The organism is Pseudomonas sp. DG56-2 (genome assembly GCF_004803755.1).
Classification (GTDB): domain Bacteria; phylum Pseudomonadota; class Gammaproteobacteria; order Pseudomonadales; family Pseudomonadaceae; genus Aquipseudomonas; species Aquipseudomonas auratipiscis.
This window is the reverse complement of record NZ_CP032311.1, coordinates 4,972,346-4,991,528: the sequence shown is the minus strand read 5'-3', so window position 1 is coordinate 4,991,528 and position 19,183 is coordinate 4,972,346. Positions and strand designations below refer to the sequence as shown.

Annotated in this window: 15 protein-coding genes and 1 tRNA gene; 6 read left to right on the top strand and 10 right to left on the bottom strand. The window is 58.4% G+C overall.

Annotation, left to right across the window (positions count from 1 at the left end; all coding sequences use genetic code 11):
* Positions 1 to 59 precede the first annotated feature (59 nt).
* Entirely contained in the window at positions 60 to 971 is a 912-nt protein-coding gene (gene kdgD / locus D3Z90_RS22960) for a 5-dehydro-4-deoxyglucarate dehydratase (RefSeq protein WP_136478187.1), read from the bottom strand.
* A 203-nt stretch (positions 972 to 1,174) separates the two neighbouring features.
* Entirely contained in the window at positions 1,175 to 1,609 is a 435-nt protein-coding gene (gene soxR, locus D3Z90_RS22955; RefSeq protein WP_371922333.1) for a redox-sensitive transcriptional activator SoxR, read from the bottom strand.
* 136 nt (positions 1,610 to 1,745) lie between these two features.
* On the opposite strand from soxR, the gene D3Z90_RS22950 reads away from it, so the two are divergent.
* The 6 genes from D3Z90_RS22950 (at position 1,746) to D3Z90_RS22925 (ending at position 12,105) form a co-directional block, all read left to right on the top strand.
* On the top strand, positions 1,746 to 2,852 hold the full coding sequence (locus tag D3Z90_RS22950) for an efflux RND transporter periplasmic adaptor subunit (protein ID WP_136478185.1): 1,107 nt from the start codon (positions 1,746 to 1,748) through the stop codon (positions 2,850 to 2,852).
* Positions 2,839 to 5,928, top strand: a complete 3,090-nt coding sequence (locus D3Z90_RS22945) for a MexW/MexI family multidrug efflux RND transporter permease subunit (RefSeq protein ID WP_136478184.1) — start codon at positions 2,839 to 2,841, stop codon at positions 5,926 to 5,928. Before D3Z90_RS22950 ends, D3Z90_RS22945 begins: the two co-directional genes overlap by 14 nt.
* A 9-nt stretch (positions 5,929 to 5,937) precedes the next feature.
* Complete coding sequence (locus D3Z90_RS22940; RefSeq protein WP_136478183.1) at positions 5,938 to 7,377, top strand: efflux transporter outer membrane subunit; 1,440 nt, start codon at positions 5,938 to 5,940, stop codon at positions 7,375 to 7,377.
* 20 nt (positions 7,378 to 7,397) lie between these two features.
* Complete coding sequence (locus D3Z90_RS22935) at positions 7,398 to 7,886, top strand: DUF2165 family protein (RefSeq protein ID WP_136478182.1); 489 nt, start codon at positions 7,398 to 7,400, stop codon at positions 7,884 to 7,886.
* A gap of 402 nt (positions 7,887 to 8,288) precedes the next feature.
* Entirely contained in the window at positions 8,289 to 10,724 is a 2,436-nt protein-coding gene (locus D3Z90_RS22930) for a membrane-bound PQQ-dependent dehydrogenase, glucose/quinate/shikimate family (RefSeq protein WP_136478181.1), read from the top strand.
* Between the two features lie 88 nt (positions 10,725 to 10,812).
* Entirely contained in the window at positions 10,813 to 12,105 is a 1,293-nt protein-coding gene (locus D3Z90_RS22925) for a carbohydrate porin (protein ID WP_136478180.1), read from the top strand.
* A gap of 95 nt (positions 12,106 to 12,200) precedes the next feature.
* Here D3Z90_RS22925 and ychF read toward each other — a convergent pair whose 3' ends face one another.
* From ychF to D3Z90_RS22885, 8 genes are all read right to left on the bottom strand, one after another.
* Positions 12,201 to 13,301: a redox-regulated ATPase YchF gene (ychF, locus tag D3Z90_RS22920; RefSeq protein ID WP_136478179.1), complete on the bottom strand. Its 1,101-nt coding sequence runs from the start codon at positions 13,299 to 13,301 to the stop codon at positions 12,201 to 12,203.
* 21 nt (positions 13,302 to 13,322) lie between these two features.
* Complete coding sequence (pth, locus tag D3Z90_RS22915; protein ID WP_136478178.1) at positions 13,323 to 13,907, bottom strand: aminoacyl-tRNA hydrolase; 585 nt, start codon at positions 13,905 to 13,907, stop codon at positions 13,323 to 13,325.
* A 73-nt stretch (positions 13,908 to 13,980) separates the two neighbouring features.
* On the bottom strand, positions 13,981 to 14,580 hold the full coding sequence (locus D3Z90_RS22910) for a 50S ribosomal protein L25/general stress protein Ctc (RefSeq protein ID WP_136478177.1): 600 nt from the start codon (positions 14,578 to 14,580) through the stop codon (positions 13,981 to 13,983).
* 138 nt (positions 14,581 to 14,718) lie between these two features.
* Positions 14,719 to 15,660, bottom strand: a complete 942-nt coding sequence (locus tag D3Z90_RS22905) for a ribose-phosphate pyrophosphokinase (RefSeq protein WP_028944092.1) — start codon at positions 15,658 to 15,660, stop codon at positions 14,719 to 14,721.
* A 47-nt stretch (positions 15,661 to 15,707) separates the two neighbouring features.
* Positions 15,708 to 15,782 (bottom strand) — tRNA-Gln (locus D3Z90_RS22900).
* Between the two features lie 34 nt (positions 15,783 to 15,816).
* A complete protein-coding gene (ispE, locus tag D3Z90_RS22895; protein ID WP_136478176.1) occupies positions 15,817 to 16,662 on the bottom strand; it encodes a 4-(cytidine 5'-diphospho)-2-C-methyl-D-erythritol kinase in 846 nt (281 codons plus the stop codon).
* A 1-nt stretch (position 16,663) separates the two neighbouring features.
* A complete protein-coding gene (gene lolB / locus D3Z90_RS22890; RefSeq protein ID WP_136478175.1) occupies positions 16,664 to 17,284 on the bottom strand; it encodes a lipoprotein insertase outer membrane protein LolB in 621 nt (206 codons plus the stop codon).
* 4 nt (positions 17,285 to 17,288) lie between these two features.
* Positions 17,289 to 19,013, bottom strand: coding sequence for a tetratricopeptide repeat protein (locus D3Z90_RS22885; RefSeq protein ID WP_136478174.1), 1,725 nt, complete (start codon positions 19,011 to 19,013; stop codon positions 17,289 to 17,291).
* Positions 19,014 to 19,183 lie beyond the last annotated feature (170 nt).

Below are 19,183 nucleotides of genomic sequence, written 5' to 3'. Positions count from 1 at the left end.
GAGCCGAAGCGCTCAGGCTTCGGCTCCGGCGACCCTTGGCCGCCAGGGTGCGTCAGCCGTTATTGCGCACCCTGCTTGTCGATCAGCGCGGCCAGCATCTCGTACTCCTGGGTTGTCAGTTCGGTCAGTGGCGTACGTACCGGGCCGGCATCGTAGCCAGCGATCCTGGCCCCGGCCTTGACGATGCTCACGGCGTAACCGGCCTTGCGATTACGGATGTCCAGGTAGGGCAGGAAGAACTCGTCGATGATCCTGGCCACGGTAGCGTGATCGTCCCGGGCGACGGCGTGATAGAAATCCATCGCGGTTTTCGGAATGAAGTTGAACACTGCCGAGGAGTACACAGGCACGCCCAGGGCCTTGTAAGCCGCGGCGTAGACCTCGGCAGTCGGCAAACCGCCGAGGTAGGTGAAACGATCACCGAGGCGGCGACGAATCGACACCATCAACTCGATGTCACCCAGGCCATCCTTGTAGCCAATCAGGTTCGGGCAGCGTTCAGCCAGTTGCTCCAGTTGCGTGGCATTCAGGCGGCAGACGTTGCGATTGTAAACCACCACACCGATATCCACCGAGCGGCACACCGCTTCAACGTGGGCGGCAACGCCGTCCTGACTGGCTTCGGTGAGGTAGTGCGGCAGCAGCAGCAGGCCTTTGGCGCCCAGGCGCTGCGCTTCTTGCGCGTACTCGATGGCTTGACGGGTCGATCCGCCGACACCGGCCAGAATCGGCACGCTGGTGGCGCAGGTGTCGACCGCAGTTTTGATGATTTGCGAATATTCACTGGCAGCCAGGGAGAAGAATTCGCCGGTACCACCGGCTGCAAACAGGGCGCTGGCGCCGTATGGGGCCAGCCATTCCAGGCGCTTGATGTAGCCCGAGCGGTTGAAGTCGCCCTGGGCATTGAAGTCGGTGACCGGGAAAGACAACAGGCCGCTGGAGAGGATGGATTTCAGTTCTTGTGGATTCATTGTTGTAGAACACCCTGTAGGACACATTGGGAAACGCAGTGGTACTCGAGTAGAGATACGTTATCGTACAACTTAAAATGTGCCTAGCCCCGCTGGTCCTCTTTTTTCACTCTGCGGTAGTGAGTCGCCGGTGCGCGGGTGGCGCTGATGAGGCAAACAAGCCTCGTCTTGCACGCCACCGAGACAGGCCTTAAATCCGCAGCTCAACAACGCCGTATACCTTCGCCTTCCAGGACTCTCGGCCCTGGGCCTTCTTTGCCCAAGGCGTCATCAGGGTTGCGCAGCGGGCAGTCATCCAGGGACAGGCAGCCGCAGCCGATACAATTGTCCAGGCTGTCGCGCAACGCTTCCAGGGTGCGGATGCGGGCGTTCAAGTCTTCTCGCCAGGCTGATGACATTTCCCCCCATTGAGCCGCCGTCACTTTGCTGTTGGGTGGGTACTTACCGATGGCGTTTTTGATCTCCTCCAGTGGAATACCGGTGCGTTGCGCCACTTTGATAATGGCGATGGTGCGTAGCACCAAGGCTGGGAAGCGCCGTTGATTGCCGGCGCTTCGCGTACTGGCGATCAAACCTTTGGACTCATAGAAGTGCAGGGTGGAAACAGCCACACCGCTGCGTCTGGCCACTTCACCGATGGTGAGTGACCGCGAGCTATCCGTTCTTTCTTTCCCCGCCACAGTTGTTGACCTCAAGTTAAGTTGAGGTTTTATAGTCCGCTCCGATCTTTCCTGCAACTGGCAGTGAGCACACCCCTGAGGATCGGAGCAAGGCATGGGCAAAAGGATGTATTTGGCTGTGGGTGCCGCAGTGGTCGGCGGACTGGCCAGTGTGTATGCATTTACTGGCAACCGTTCGGCAGAGCAGGAACTTGCTGCGTGGCCGGCAACCAAGGTGGCACTGGCCAAGGTCGTGCGCCTGGATATTCCACGCCAGTCCCTTGCCGCAGGAGAGTTGGAAGCCGCCAGCCAGGTTCTGGTGGCGGCGGAGGCGGCGGGTCGTATCACTCGCATTGCCTTCGAATCCGGGCAAGTGATCAAGGCTGGGCAGTTGCTGGTCCAGCTCAACGACGCGCCGGAGCAGGCCCAGCGTGTGCAATTGCGAGCCAAATTGCATAACAGCGAGACGTTGTTGCAACGTACACGCAAGCTGCGAGCAGAAAATGTTGCTACGCAGGAGCAGTTTGAGAGCGCGTCGACCGCTGTGGAGGTGGCCAAGGGAGAGCTGCTTCAGATCGAAGCGTTGATTGCGCAAAAGGCGATCCGTGCACCTTTTGCTGGAACGGTCGGAATTCGTCGAGTTCACCTGGGGCAGCATTTGAATGCTGGCGAAGCCGTTGTCAGCTTGGTGGACGCACGTTATCTGCACGTCAATTTCTCGCTGGATGAGCAAGATGCGCCAGTGCTGCGCGTCGGACAACCGTTGGCACTTGCGGTCAATGCGTTTGCACAGCGGCAGTTGTCCGCCGAGGTGACGGCGGTCGATCCGATGATCAGCCAGGCACGCCAGGTGCAGGTGCAGGCAACCCTGGCCAATCCGGATGGGCAGTTGCAGCCCGGCATGTATGCAAGTGTCCGTCTCAATGCGCTGCGACCGTCTTCGGTGCTTGCCGTGCCTGAGACGGCGATAACCTACACCGCTTACGGGCAAACGGTATTCATCGCTACCCAGGATGATGAGCGCGGCATTGTCGTCAGTCGCACCGGGGTCACCACGGGGGAGCGCTGGCAGGGACAGATAGAGGTCAGTTCGGGATTGAAGGAAGGTGATCGGGTGGTCGTTTCCGGTCAGCTCAAACTCAGTGATGGCATGCACGTTGAAACGGTGGCCGAGGACACTCTGCAACGCGCCGTCGGGGAGCACCGTCGTGAGGTTCACTGACCTGTTCGTTCGTCGCCCGGTGCTGGCGTTGGTGGTCAGCAGTCTGATCGTGCTGGTGGGGCTGTTCGCCATGGCCAAACTACCCGTTCGTCAGTACCCACTGCTCGAAAGTTCGACCATCACCATCACCACGCAGTACCCGGGGGCGTCCGCCGAGTTGATGCAAGGCTTTATCACTCAGCCGATCACTCAGGCCGTGTCCTCGGTGGAGGGCGTTGATTACTTATCTTCTTCGTCGCTTCAGGGGCGCAGCCTGATCACCCTGCGCATGACCCTCAATCGGGACTCGACCCAAGCCCTGGCCGAAACCATGGCCAAGGTGAACCAGGTGCGCTACCGGTTGCCGGAGAAGGCATACGACCCGGTCGTGGAACTATCCGCGGGCGACTCGACAGCGGTGGCCTACGTAGGCTTTGCCAGCGATACATTGTCGACCCCGGAACTGAGCGATTACCTCTCACGCGTGGTCGAGCCGCAGTTTTCAGGCATCGAGGGTGTTGCCAAGGTGCAGACCTTTGGCGGGCAGAACCTGGCCATGCGTTTGTGGCTGGACAGCGAGCGCATGGCGGGGCGTGGGGTAACGGCCGCAGATATCGCTCAAGCCGTGCGCAACAATAACTACCAGGCCACGCCGGGGCAGGTTCGCGGGCAGTACGTACTTGCCGACATCAGTATCGATACCGATATGACCAGCGTCGAAGAATTTCGCGACTTGATCATCCGCAACGACGGTACCGATCTTGTGCGCCTGCGTGATGTGGGCACCGTCGAGCTCAATGCTGCCGCAACCCAGACCAGTGCAACGATGGATGGCAAGCCGGCAGTGCATCTGGGACTTTTCCCCACACCGTCGGGCAACCCCCTGGTCATCGTCGATGGCATTCGTGAGCTGCTGCCGCAGATCGAGAAAACCCTGCCTCCTGGGGTAACTGTTGCACTGGCCTACGAGACGGCGCGCTTTATCGAGGCTTCGATCCACGAGGTAATTCGCACACTGCTCGAAGCGATGCTGATTGTGGTTGTGGTGATTTGGCTGTGTCTGGGCTCGCTGCGTAGCGTGGCGATACCGGTGATGGCTATTCCGCTGTCGATGCTGGGGGCTGCGGGGTTGATGTTGATGTTTGGCTTCAGCCTCAACTTGCTGACCTTGCTGGCGATGGTGCTAGCCATCGGTTTGGTGGTGGATGACGCCATCGTCGTGGTTGAAAACGTTCATCGGCATATCGAGGAGGGTCAGTCGCCGGTTGCCGCTGCCTTGGCCGGTGCGCGTGAAATCGCAGGTCCGGTGGTCGCCATGACCCTGACTCTGGCGGCGGTATACGCCCCGATCGGCTTGATCGGCGGGCTGACCGGTACGCTGTTTCGCGAATTCGCCCTGACTCTGGCGGGTGCAGTAATCGTTTCTGGGGTGGTGGCGCTCACCTTGTCGCCGGTGATGAGTTCGCTGTTGCTCAAACCGGGTCAGCAGGATGGACCAATGGCCAAGTTGGCCGAGAAGCTCTTTGGAGGGCTGGCGGCGGTTTATGGACAGGCACTTGGCCATTCCCTTTCCAGGCGCTGGATCAGCGGTGGTGTGGCGTTGCTGGTGTGCATGAGCCTGCCCTGGTTGTACCAGTTGCCGCAGCGCGAGCTGGCGCCACCGGAAGATCAGGCGGCGGTGCTGACTGCAATCAAGTCGCCCCAGCATGCCAACCTTGAATACGTGGAACGCTTCGCCAGCAAGCTGGATCAAGTCATGAAGTCGATTCCGGAAACCACCGACACCTGGATCATCAATGGGACGGATGGACCGGCCAGCAGTTTCGGCGGTATCAACCTGACGACCTGGGAAGCGCGCAAGCGCTCGGCGGCGCAGATTCAGGCAGAGCTGCAGCATGCGGCGAGTGACGTCGAGGGCAGCAGCATTTTCGCTTTCCAGGTGGCTTCGCTACCAGGCTCCAGCGGTGGCTTGCCCGTGCAAATGGTGTTGCGCAGCGCTCAGGATTACCCCGTGCTGTATCAGACTATGGAAACGCTCAAGCAGCGTGCTCGCGAGAGTGGCCTGTTCAGCATGGTCGACAGCGACCTGGACTACAACAATCCGGTGGTGAAAATCAGCATCGACCGAGCCAAGGCTGCCAGCCTGGGTATCAGCATGGAGGATATCGGCGAGTCGCTTGGCGTGTTGGTCGGCGAGCAGTACATCAATCGTTTCGCGCTCTATGGCCGTTCCTATGACGTTATTCCGCAAAGCATCCATGATCAGCGATTGAGCCCCGCGGCGCTTGCCCGTCAATACGTGCGTGCCAGTGACGGTCGACTTGTGCCGCTGTCGGTGGTGGTGCGCCTGGAAATGACGGTGGCGCCAAACCGCTTGCTGCAGTTCGATCAGCAGAATGCAAGCACGCTGCAGGCGATAGCCGCACCCGGTGTCTCAATGGGCAAGGCCGTGGATTTTTTGCAGCAGCTCGCTGCCGAGTTGCCGCCGGGCTTCAGTCATGACTGGCAATCGGAATCCCGTCAATACGTGCAGGAAGGCTTTGCCTTGATGTGGGCTTTTCTTGCCGCCTTGGTGGTGATCTATCTGGTGCTTGCTGCGCAGTATGAAAGCCTGATGGACCCACTGATCATTCTGGTGACGGTGCCCTTGTCCATTTGCGGCGCCTTGCTGCCACTGGCACTGGGCTGGGCCACGCTCAATATATATACCCAGATAGGCCTCGTTACCCTGATTGGCCTGATCAGCAAGCACGGCATTTTAATGGTGGAGTTTGCCAACGAGATACAGGTTCGTGAAAACCTCGATCGAACGGCAGCAATCGTTCGCGCTGCGCAGATTCGCTTGCGTCCGGTACTGATGACCACGGCGGCGATGACATTTGGTGTGGTGCCACTGTTGTTTGCCAGTGGGGCGGGAGCCAATAGCCGTTTCGGCCTTGGCGTGGTGATCGTCTGTGGCATGGTGGTGGGGACCCTGTTCACCCTGTTTGTACTGCCGACGATCTACGTCTGGCTGGCGCGGGATCACCGAGTCCACAGCCCGCGCCAACAGCAACTTGAAGAAGCCGAACGGCGTCTTGGCATCCGTGCTGCCTGAGGAGCGACCATGAACAACCTGAAACGTTATCCGGTCCTGCTGAGTGCGCTGCTGAGCCTTGCTGCTTGCTCGGTCGGCCCCGAAGGCAAGGCCCCGCAGGTGGCGCCAATCGAATACGTCAGTCCCCAGGTGCGGGAGTTTGCAAACACGGCCATACAACCTGACGCAGCCTGGTGGACGTTTTTCGACGATGCTCAGCTGGAGCAACTGATCGCTACCGCTGTGGCGCACAACCGCGATGTACGTCAGGCCCGAGCGAGCCTGTTGCTGGCGCGGGCGAACTTCGATGAGCAAGCGCTGCAACGACTGCCGGTGGTTACCAGCGAGCTCACCTATCAACGCAGCATTGAGCAACGGGAAGCGCCGGACACTCGACCGCAGCGCAGTTTGTCCGAATCATGGCGAGCAGGGCTCGACGTGCAGTGGGAGCTGGATCTGTTTGGCCGTCTCGATCATTTGAGCAGCGCTGCGCAGTCACGAGTCGAAGCGTCGCAGGCCGATGTCGAACAGGTGCAACTGAGCATTGCCGCTGAAGTGGCGCAGACCTATTTCGCGGCGCAAGGTTTGCGCCAGCAATTATTGTTGGCCAATGATGAAGTGCGCAGTTGGGGGGAGACTGTGCGCATGGTCGAAGCACAGATGCTGCTGGGCAGTGGCTTGCCTGAAGACCGTGAAAGCGCCCAGAGCAAGTTGCTGCTTGCGCAGGCGGCGATTGCGCCACTCCAGGGCCGATTGCAAAGAAACCTGTATCGCCTGCAAGTGCTATCTGGCCGGCGTCCAGGCAGTGCTCCTGTGCCGCTTGAGGACGCGCCACCACTACCATTGGCCCGGCAGATGCCACTCGGGGATCCGAATGCCCTGATTCTCAATCGTCCTGATGTGATTCGCGCTCAGCGGCTGCTGGCGGCGCGGGTCGAGGAAGTGGGCGCGGCAACCGCAGATTTCTATCCCCGACTCAGTCTTGGCGGCTTTATCGGTTTTTTTGCCTTACGCAATGCTGATGTCGGCAGCGCCTCGCGCGCGTTCGAACTGACCCCCGGGGTGACCTGGCCGGCGTTTGATCTAGGGAGCGTTCGGGCGCGTCTGCGCGCTGCGCAAGCATTGTCCGAGGCTGAAACCGAACGCTTCGAGCAGGTGCTCCTGCTCGCTATCGAAGAGGTGGAAGGGGCGATTGTGCAGCTCACCGAGCATCAGCGGCACCTGCAAACCCTGGTGCGTTCAGCCCGGCATGCCGAGGTTTCGTTCGATATCGCCAGTCGGCGTTATGACAGCGGATCGGGCAGCTATCAGGCAGTGCTGGAAAGCCAGCGCGAGTTGCTCCGAATGCGCCAGGACATCTCCCAGGCAGAAACCGCGTCTTATCGAAATGTCGTCGATCTGTACAAAGCACTCGCTTGGAGAACGCCTGCAACCAGCACGCAGCTCCAGCAGGCAATGGCCTCTCAATAATTAATGTGCAAGGACTTGTGATGGATACGGAAACCTCGCAGCTGTTTTTTCTGGCTGTCCACTTCCTGGGGTTCAGCCTGTGGCTGAGTATTGCTCTGATCAACAACCTTCAGGCGTTTTCCGCTTCGGTGGGGGCCGTTGGCGCCACCCTGTCGATGGCTCCGCTCAAGCAGCACCCGCGGATCGATATTCCGTTGCTCAAGCGAAGCATGGACTCTCCTGCTCTGCACAAATTGGCCCTGTCGATCATTGTGTTGCTGCAGTTGGCAGCAGTCGTCAGCGCGTGGACGGGCTGCTACAACCTTGTATTTGGCGATAGCTTGGAAGTCGCTCGGTCGTGGCTGAATCTTTCCTTGAGTGCAGCGCTGGGTTCTATTTTCGCCATGTTGCTGGGAGGACTCTGGTTTGGTTACTGGATACGCCAGGAGGGCCTGCAGTTAACCCATCTGGCACTCGTATTATGGATGATGCTCAGCTTCATATTGCTCAACTCGAGTTGGCTGAGTTAACCCAGCGAGTCGCCGGATTGTTACTGTTTCATCAACATTGTTTTCCAGTCTTTTGGAATTATCCCCAAAGGCCATCGCGATAAACTGTCCCTAGAGTCAGGGCGCGCAGCTATCTATCCAAACCGGTAGCGGCCGCCTTGACTCCATCTTGAATATCGAACTCGCGTCGAGTTTCGATTCCAGACTGCCGGGTTGCGGCGACCTAACGTCAGCATCCGGGCCTAAACGTATTGGCGGCAATGTGCGCCGCTGATCTTCCATGCTTACTTGCCTCGGCAGGGTAGTGCATAGGGATTTTGAACTAACCACGCGTAGCCAGATACAGGACGGTCCGATCATTCGGCCGATTTGCTCACCTTCTGTGGGAGCCGTTCTGTATTCACCAACAGGGCATATTTACATATGACGGACGACAATCTTTCCCATAAGGGAAGACGCTCAATCAGTGACGTCGCAAGGGTGCTGTTTTCTTTGCTGGCTTTTATCGTGGCGCTTGCATTGATCTATGGCGGGATCAAATTGCTGGCGTTGGGCGGATCAAGTTATTACTTGATAGCAGGCCTGGCGTATTTGCTGTTAGCTGCACTTTATCTACTTCGCAAGCGACTTGGCCTTGCACTTTCTGTGGTTATATTCCTGGCGACGTGTGTCTGGGCCTTTTACGAGGTACGCCAGTTCAGTTACTGGCAATTGCTTCCGCGCCTGGTCGTTCCGGCCGTTATTCTCACGCTTAGTCTGTGGGTAAGTGCAGCACTTGCTGGCACTTCCTTGCGCACGCAGCGCTTGGCTAACCGTTTTGGTTTTGCCGTGTTCCTGGGACTGATCGCTACATTTGTTGCGGCGTTTTTTCCGCACGGTGCGATCTCCAACCCAGTGGCTACGACGGCCATGCCTGCTTCGAAGGCATCCCAATCAGCCCCGGAAAACTGGGAGTTCTTTGGCCGCAATGCGTCGGGCACCCGGTTTGCACCCTACACGCAAATCACTGCGGAAAACGTCAATGAGCTGCAGGTTGCCTGGACTTACAGAACAGGCCGCAGAACCACTGGCGCGGGCGCGGGTGTGGACGAAAACACCCCGCTGCAGATTGGCAGTGTTCTGTACTCCTGCACCCCGGAAAATCTGATTACAGCGCTCGACGGTGACACAGGCAAGCCGATCTGGAAGTTCGATCCGCATGCCAAAAGTGAAGAGCACGTAACCTGCCGCGGCGTCGGTTACTACGATATCGACAAGGACGACAGTCTCACGGCCGAGGTCAAGGCGTCGTACAGCAACGACCAGCAATGCCGCCAGCGCATTCTGGTGTCGTCGGTGGACGCCCGCTTGTTCGCGCTCGATGCCCACACCGGCGAGCTGTGCCCAAGCTTTGGCGACAACGGCTATGTCGACCTCAAGAAAGGCATGGGCCCGACAGAGAACAGCAAGCGCTATCACCCAACCTCGCTGCCGGTGGTCATGGGCCACCTGACCGTCGTGGGTGGCTGGGTACGCGATATCGTCGCAAACGAGCCTTCAGGCGCTGTGCGGGCGTTCGACGTGCTCACCGGCAAGTTGGTATGGGCTTGGGATGTAGGCGCGCCTGAGAGCGCAGATGCAGCCGCCGACGATCATCAGTTCTCGCTCGAAACGCCGAACGTATGGACCATTCCGACCTACGATAAAGCGTTGAACCTGGTCTACCTGCCAACCGGTAACGGCCCACCCGACTATTGGGGGGGTGATCGGAACCAGGCCAAGGAAAAATACGGCTCGGCAGTGGTCGCCGTCGACGCGTCCACAGGCAAGGCCAAATGGGTCTACCAGATCGTCCACCACGATGTGTGGGACTACGATCTGCCTTCGCAGCCTGTTCTTTATGACATGAAGAATGCTCAGGGCGAGACCACCCCGGTGCTGATCCAGACCACCAAGACCGGTCATATCTTTGTATTGGATCGGCGTACCGGCAAGCCGGTGACTGAAGTTCAGGAGCGTCCAGTACCGACCTCGCCAGCAGCCGAAGGCGAGCACCTGTCGCCGACGCAGCCGTACTCGGTTGGCATGCCGGTGATCGGTGCCGAGCCACTGACGGAAGAGTCCATGTGGGGCGTGAGTACCTTCGATCAACTCTATTGCCGAATCATGTTTAAGGACTCGGTCTACGTTGGACCCTTCACGCCGCCAACTGAAAAGCCCTATATCGAATGGCCAGGCTTGTTGGGTGGCATGAACTGGGGTGGCATCTCCATCGACGAAAACACCGGCATGATGTTCGTCAATGACATGCGTGTGCCGCTGCGAATGTCCTTGGTCACCAAGGAAAACACCAAGAAATTCAAAGTTTCGACTGATGAAGTACCAGGCTTCATGGGCACAATTCGTCCGCAAGTTGCCGGTATCTATGGTGGTATCAGAATCGACATTCTGCAGTCGCCACTGGGCGTGCCATGCAACAACCCGCCTTTTGGCAGCATGAGCGCGATCGATCTGAACACGCAGAAGCTGGCCTGGCAGGTTCCATTGGGAACCGTCCAGGACACCGGGCCTCTGGGTATCAAGACGAAGATGCCGATCCCCCTGGGTATGCCGACACTCGGTGGCCCAACCTCGACCGCGTCCGGCTTGGTGTTCTTTGCCGGTACCCAGGACTACTACCTGCGTGCACTCGATTCGGCAACCGGTAAAGAGGTGTGGAAAGCGCGCCTGCCGGTTGGCGCAGTGGCGGCTCCGTTGATCTACAAGTCACCCGCCACAGGCAAACAGTACGTGGTCATCTCCGCCGGTGGGATGAGCCATTCCCCGGATGTGGGCGACTACATCATCGCCTATGCGCTGCCCGACAGCGCTAGCAAGTAACGCCTCGGCTGACCTTGTTGAAAAATAATCCCCGTTTACGGGGATTATTTTTGCAGCACCCACATCTTTGAAACGGAGCACATCTGGGATGTTTTTTTCTTTCCGCGCACTGCTGACCAGCAGCCTGTGCAGCGGTCTGTCGCTATGCATCTTGCCACTATCCTCAGCACAGGCTGACACCTCCGATCTGATGAGTCGTTCGACACTCACCGGCGACTGGGGGGGCGAACGCCAGAAACTGGCCGACGCGGGGGTCAAGCTCACGGGGGACTACAGTTCTGAAACCATTTCCAACCTGCACGGCGGGATCAAGCGCGGTACACGCTACGCCCAACAAATTCGCATTGGCGCCCAGTTCGATCTGAGCAAACTGCTGGACACGCCTGATGCGGGAGTGGTGCAGATCATCGTCAATGATCGTCGCGGACACAGCGCTACGGAAGACTTGCTCGGCAACCGCCTGTCCGCACAGGAGAACTATGGTGGTCAGTACACTCGGCTGACCGAGTTCAGCTATCAGCGCAAGCTGTTTTCGCCAGACCTGTCGACCAAGGTTGGCTTCATGGTAATGGGCACCGACTTTGGCGGCATGCCAATCCTGGCCAACTTTGTCAGCGCAGGCTTCTGTGCACATCCGCTGACCATGGGCAGCGGCAGTGGCTGGGGCAATTATCCGACGGCACATTGGGGCGGTGAGTTGCGCTACAACGTCAACCCATCATTGACGCTGCAAACGGCTGTATTCCAGGTTAACCCGGAGTACAACATGCGCTCCTCCAAAGCCTTCTCCATGCCCAGTAACGGTACCACCGGTGCAATTTTGCCCCTGGAAGCGATCTTCGATAACGACGATTTTCTTGATGGCCAGTACAAGGTGGGGTGGTACTACGACACCTCCGACGCTGCCAAAATTGGCAGCACGGAAAAAAGCAGCAACCGCACAGGCGCCTACGTGTTGATGGACCAGGCAATCTGGAAAGATGAGCAAGATCCGGAAAGCGTGCTGCGCCTTTTTGGCCAGGCGGCCACCAGCAATGCGGCAACCTCGCCGATGCGCCGCTGGTACTCGATAGGACTGGTCAAGCAAAAGCCTTTTGCAAGTCGCCCGAAAGACTCCATCTCGTTTGGTTACGGCCGTGCGGTGCTCAACTCGCGCACGCGAGACGTACAGGAGGCGGCTGCCGGCAGCCCGGGGGAATACGACATGATCGCGGGGCTGGACAATGCAGAGCAGATGCTGGAGCTCAACTATGGTGCGCAAGTCACACCCTGGCTGCTTTTGCGCCCGGACCTGCAGTACTACATTGAGCCTGGTGCGTTCTTTGGCAAGAAAAGGGGGAATGCGTTGGCGTTAGGGTTACAGGTCAAGGCGACGTTTTAACGGCATCCAGAAACAGAAAAACCGCGACCAGGCGCGGTTTTTCAGGGAGCAGTTTCTCAGTGCGTGAGTTAACACACTGAGACGGGATGCTCCAATCAGACGTTGAAGCGGAAGTGCATCACATCACCGTCCTTGACGATGTAGTCCTTGCCTTCCAGGCGCCACTTGCCGGCTTCCTTCGCGCCGCTCTCACCCTTGAACTGAATGAAGTCGTCATAGGCGATCACTTCGGCACGGATGAAGCCTTTTTCGAAGTCGGTGTGGATCACGCCAGCAGCCTGTGGGGCGGTGGCGCCGATGCGTACGGTCCAGGCGCGAACTTCCTGTACACCTGCAGTGAAGTAGGTCTGCAGGTTGAGCAGACCGTAGCCTGCACGGATAACGCGGTTCAAGCCAGGCTCTTCAAGGCCCAGGGCCTCGAGGAACATGTCTTTTTCTTCGCCTTCGTCGAGCTCGGCGATTTCTGCTTCGATCTTGTTGCACACCGGTACCACGACGGCGCCTTCTTCTTCAGCGATGGCGCGAACAACGTCCAGCAGCGGGTTGTTCTCGAAACCGTCTTCGGCAACGTTGGCAATGTACATGACCGGTTTGCTGGTCAGCAGGTGGAAGCCACGGATCAGTGCCTTCTCGTCATCTGCCATGTCCTTCATCAGGCTGCGCGCAGGCTTGCCTTCGGTGAAGTGCGGAATCAGCTTTTCCAGGACAGCCTTCTGGGCCAGGGCATCCTTGTCACCGCCTTTGGCATTACGCGTGACCTTTTGCAGTTGCTTCTCGCAGCTGTCGAGGTCGGCGAAGATCAGTTCCAGATCGATGATCTCGATATCGCGCTTGGGGTCGACACTGTTGGAAACGTGAATCACGTTCTCGTCTTCGAAGCAGCGGACCACATGGGCAATGGCGTCGGTCTCACGGATGTTGGCCAGGAACTTGTTGCCCAGACCTTCACCTTTGGATGCACCGGCTACCAGGCCTGCGATGTCGACGAATTCCATGGTGGTCGGCAGCACGCGGTTCGGCTTGACGATGGCCGCCAAGGCGTCCAGGCGCGGATCAGGCATCGGCACGATGCCGCTGTTCGGCTCGATGGTGCAGAAGGGGAAGTTCTCTGCCGCGATGCCGGATTTGGTCAAGGCGTTGAACAGGGTGGACTTGCCGACGTTGGGCAAACCGACGATGCCGCAATTGAAACCCATGGTGAATCCCTCTTCGTGGAGTCAGGCCTTCTGGCTGTGCAGCTCTCTCATCGCACGCGTCCAGTCGCCGGCGAGGATGTCCGGCAGCACGCCGAGGGCAAAATCGATACTGGCGTCCAGCTTTTCCTGCTCGGCGCGCGGCGCCTTGCCCAGGACAAAACCGGAGACCCTGCTGCTGTCACCCGGGTGGCCAATGCCAAGCCGCAGACGGTGAAAGTCGTTGTTGTTGCCGAGCTGCGCAATGATGTCGCGCAGACCGTTATGCCCACCATGGCCGCCGCCTTTCTTGAGTTTGGCGACGCCAGGAGGCAGGTCGAGTTCGTCGTGAGCCACCAGGATGGCATCTGGCGGGATGCGGAAAAAGTTCGCCAGTGCAGCAACGGCCTGGCCGCTGCGGTTCATAAAGGTGGTCGGGATCAACAGACGAACGTCGTTGCCCTGAAAGCTGAATTTAGCTGTCAGGCCGAAATACTTGCGGTCAGCAGTCAGATTGACACGCTGGGCGCTGGCAATACGTTCTACGAAAAGAGCCCCTGCGTTATGCCGGGTCTGTTCGTATTCGGGGCCAGGGTTTCCCAGGCCGACGATCAGTTGGATGGCGGTCACGTCAGGGGCTCTTCCTTGGAGTTGGGGTTACAGTGCGGGGCACTGTAACCCGATCAACACCGGCGTGCTGAAATTACTCAGCAGCGCCTTCTGCAGCTTCAGGCGCAACACGCGGAGCGTGGACGTTGGCAACAGCCAGGTCGTTGCCGTGGGCCAGAGCGACGAACTCGACGCCTTTCGGAGCTTTGAGGTCCGACAGGTGAACGATGGTGCCGACTTCGGCGTTAGCCAGGTCGACTTCGATGAACTCAGGCAGGTCCTTGGCTTCGCAAGAAACTTCGATCTCGGCCACTACGTGGGAGATTTCGCCGCCTTTCTTGACCGGGGCTTCTTCGTTGACGAAGTGAACTGGTACTTTGGCGGTCAGTTTCTGGCCAGCAACAACGCGGACGAAGTCAGCGTGCATGATGAACTGCTTGGCAGGGTGACGCTGCATCGCTTTAACGATGACGTTTTGCTTGACGCCGTCAACGTTCAGTTCGATCACGTGGCTGAAAGCAGCTTCGTTTTCGAACAGTTTGGCGATTTCCTTGGCCACGATGGTCAGGGATTGAGCTTCCTTGTCACCACCGTAAACTACGGCAGGGATGCTGGAGGCGAGACGACGCAGGCGGCGGCTCGCACCTTTCCCCAGGTCGTTACGCGCTTGGGCGTTCAGAGTGAATTCAGTCATTTTGTATCTCCAAAATAGCCATCTCCCGCAGGCGTTTGCGACCAGCGCCAAACGGGGTGGGCAAAAAAGCCCCGCCCCAACAACAGGTGTTGGGGCGGGGCGCTTTTCGTCAACGAGCGTTTCGCGAGGGCAGGACCCTCAGCGGAACATTGCGCTGATCGATTCTTCATTGCTGATGCGGCGGACCGCTTCAGCAACAACCGGTGCGATATCCAGTTGACGGATACGTGCACAGGCTTGTGCAGCAGCGGACAACGGGATGGTATTGGTTACCACCAGTTCGTCCAGCACGGAGTTCTCGATATTCTCGATCGCTCGACCCGACAGGACAGGGTGCGTGCAGTAGGCGTAAACCTTGGCAGCGCCGTGTTCTTTCAAAGCCTTGGCCGCGTGGCACAGAGTGCCGGCGGTATCGACCATGTCGTCGACGAGAATACACGTACGTCCTTCGACGTCGCCGATGATATGCATCACTTCGGAGTGATTGGCCTTTTCACGGCGTTTGTCGATGATACCCAGATCGACACCCAGGGACTTGGCAACAGCTCGTGCACGCACGACGCCGCCGATGTCCGGGGACACGATCATGAGATTCTCGAAACGCTGGTCTTCGATGTCATCCACCAGAACGGGGGAGCCGTAGATGTTATCTACCGGAATATCGAAGAAGCCCTGGATTTGGTCTGCGTGCAGATCGACGGTGAGAACACGGTCGATACCAACGACGGTGAGCATGTCAGCGACAACTTTGGCGCTGATTGCAACACGCGCCGAACGCGGACGGCGATCCTGGCGGGCATATCCGAAGTAAGGAATCACGGCAGTGATTCGGGACGCTGAGGAGCGGCGGAAGGCGTCGGCCATCACTACCAGTTCCATCAGATTATCGTTGGTTGGCGCGCAAGTCGGCTGAATGATGAAAACGTCCTTACCACGAACATTTTCATTAATCTCAGTGCTGATTTCGCCGTCGGAGAACTTACCGACAGAAACATCACCCAGTGGGATATGCAGCTGACGTACGACACGCCGAGCCAGATCGGGGTTAGCGTTCCCCGTAAAGACCATCATCTTGGACACGCGCAGTACCTGAAGGCTGAGGGTATACCTGGATGAGTATAGGAAAATGGCAGGGGCGGCTGGATTCGAACCAACGCATGGCAGGATCAAAACCTGCTGCCTTACCGCTTGGCGACGCCCCTGTATCTGTTGCTGCGAGTACTTGGTACTCGATTCCTAGAGCAGACTTTGAAGCTTGCGATGCAACATCGAAACGTTGCTTCCCTTTGCTACAAACCCTGATTGGGTATCTGCAAGAAGGGCCAAAACTTTATCAGCTTCAGCTTTGCTTGGGAAGGCCCCAAACACACAACTTCCAGTTCCGGTAAGTCTAGCTTCAGTGAATTTGTTTAGCAAATTCAGTGAGTTACGTACTTCTGGGTAACTTTGCTCTACTACCAGTTGACAGTCATTTCGACTGTTTCCCTTGGGAACGGGGCGCATCTTAAGGGGCAAAGAATCACGTGTCAACTGCGGATGCGAAAAAATTTCTGCAGTACTAACAAATACTTGCGGGACCAGCACGACGTACCAGGGTTCTTCCGGGTCTGCGGGGGTGAGGATCTCGCCTACACCTTCGGCGAATGCAGCGTGACCACGGACGAAAACCGGAACATCGGCGCCCAGGCTCAGGCCCAGTTCGGCCAACTGATCTTCACTGCATTGAAGTTTCCACAGGTGATTCAGACCGAGCAGGGTGGTGGCGGCATCAGAGCTGCCACCACCGATACCGCCGCCCATGGGCAGGACTTTTTCCAACCAGATGTCAGCGCCTTGGGTGCAGCCGGTCAGTGCCTGCAGTTTGCGCGCTGCCTTGACGATCAGGTTGCTGTCATGGGGTACGCCTTCAATGTTGCTGTGAAGACGGATTTCACTGTTATCGCGCACTGCGAAAGACAGCTCATCGCCGTAGTCGAGAAACTGGAACAGTGTTTCCAGCAGGTGATAGCCATCGGCTCGGCGACCAAGAATGTGCAGCATCAGGTTGAGCTTGGCGGGTGCCGGCAAGGTCAGTCGTGACATTTCAGTGCCCCAGCTGGCGTGGTTGCCAGTCTTTCACTACCACCGTAACGTCGATGTTCTGGCCATGCAGCTTGAGGCGTTCGGGCAGCCAGTAGCCGTTCTGCTCGGTGTAGCTCAGGTACTCGACGTTCCAGCCATCCTGCTTGAGGTTTGCCAGGCGGCTGTCGCTACCCAGGGTCAACTGGCTTTTGCTGTCGGGTGCGGGCAGGCCGCGAACCCACCAGACCAGGTGCGAAACCGGTAGCTCCCAGCCCAGTTGTTCGGCCAGAAGTGCTTCCGGGTTCTTCGCTTCATAGCGTCCCTGGTTGGCAACCTCCAACACTACGCCTCCCGGGCGACCGGTCAGCCGCGCAGCGCCACGACCCAGCGGGCCGGACAGGCGAATGTCGTAGTAGTCCTGGCGTTGCAACCAGAACAAGGTGCCGCTGCCAGAGTCTTTCGGCGCGCGGATTCCCACCTTGCCGTTGATCTGCCAGCCATCAAGCGTGCTCAGCTGTTGTTTGTGCTCGCGCCAGAGTTGTGGGCTGCCCTGGCCCTGTTGTAGGGCCTCGCGGGAACCGAATCCGGCACAGCCGGTGAGCAGGGCGATCAGGCTGAAGGTGATGCAGTGGCGCAAAAACATAGGCTTAAAGAGTCTCGGATCCGGTCAGGCGCAAAATAGTCTTGCGCAGGATTGGGCTGTCTGGTTGGGCTTCGAAACCCTTGGCCCAGATCTGGCGTGCTTCGCGGCGCTTGCCGTTGGACCACAGCACTTCACCCAGGTGGGCGGCCACTTCATGGTCAGGGAAACGTTCCAGGGCCTGGCGCAAAAGGCGCTCGGCCTCGTCGAGATTACCCATCCTGAAATTGACCCAGCCCAGGCTGTCGAGCACTGCGGGGTCGTCCGGATTGATCTGATGGGCTTTGTCGATCAGCGCCTTGGCTTCTGCATATCGCGAGGTGCGGTCAGCCAGCGTGTAGCCCAGGGCGTTGAGGGCCATGGCATTTTCCGGCTCGCGGGCAATAATGCTGCGCAAATCCTTTTCCATCTGGTCCAGGTCGTTGCGTTTCTCTGCCAGCATGGCCCGGGTGTACAGCAGGTTGTTGTCGTCCGGGTATTGTTTCAGTGCTTGCTCCAGCACCTGCAGGGCCTGGGCATCCTTGTCGTTGTTGCCAAGGGCTTCGGCTTCGATCAGGTACAACTGGATGGCATAGTCGGGCTGGATCTCACGGGCCAGGGCCAGGCGCCGCGAAGCTTCGGTGCTGCGGCCGTTGGCAACCAGGATGTCTGCCTGACGCAATTGGGCGGGCAGGTAGTCGTTGCCCGGGCCGACCTGGGCGTATTCGTCCAGTGCCGCTTGCTGTTGATTGCGCTCCTCATGGATGCGACCCAGGTTCAGGTGGGCAGCATCGACATGGCTATCGCGCTCGATCAACTCTTCCAGATAACCGGCTGCTTCATCCCAGTTCTTGGTTTCCAGGCAGATGAGGGCCAGGGAATAGCGCAGCTCATCGTCATCCGGGTACTGTTCGACCAGGCTGGAAAACTCGATCTTGGCATCGTCCAGGCGATCCTGTTCAACCAGGGTGCGGGCGTAGGTAAGGCGCAGACGTTTGTCGTCCGGGTACTGGCGGATGGTTTTCTGCAGCAGCGGCAGGGCCTCATCCCCACGACCTACGCTTTGTAGCAGGCGCGAGCGCAGGAGTACCGGGGCGATCTCGCCGTCTTCCGGTGGGTGCTCCTCCAGCAGTGCCAGGGCTGCGCTGGCATTGCCGTCCTGTTGTAGCAGCAGGGCTTTGCCGAATACCAGTTGGCTATTGTCCGGGTACTTCTGCAGCAAGCGATCGAAGCTTTTTTGCAGGCCGTCGCGAGTGTCCTGATCGGTTTCCGCAGCCGATAGCGCGAGGAAATCGAAGTGGGTGTCGCCTTTGCCCTGGAGGACCTTCTCCATGTAGGTCATCGAATCATCGTAGCGTCCAGCCCGCGCCAGCTGAATCGCAGCGGCACGTTGGGCGTCGAGATTGTCTGGATCGTTTTTCGCCCAGATCAGGGCGGTGTCCAGCGCCGGTTGATCGGCGCCCAAATATTCGGCAATGCGATAGGCACGCTCGGAAATGCCGGCGTCCTGGGTCTTGATCGCTTCGCTGACGTAGTTGTCCAGGGCAATGTCGAAGCGATTGCGCTGGCCGGCCAATTCCGCGCTCAACAGATTGTAGATGGTGTCCTGGCTGAACGATCCATACACCACAGGCTTGTCCGGCTGCTGTGCAGCGTCAAGGGCAGGCGCCTGGGTATCCGTCGATTCGGGGGCCAGGGTCTGACAGCCCTGAAGCAGGGCAAAGGCAAGGAACAACGCGTAGGATCTATTCATATTGAGGATTTAGGCGGCTTACCAGCGGTCGGATCATCATGACACAAGCGCAGGGGCAAACCCATAAGCGAAGGTCTTAGTAGAGGTAGACTATAGAGACAATAGCGAGCGGTGGTTGTTCTGGAACCTGCGAAGTAGGACAATTATCGGCTTCTTGTCATTATCAGCGA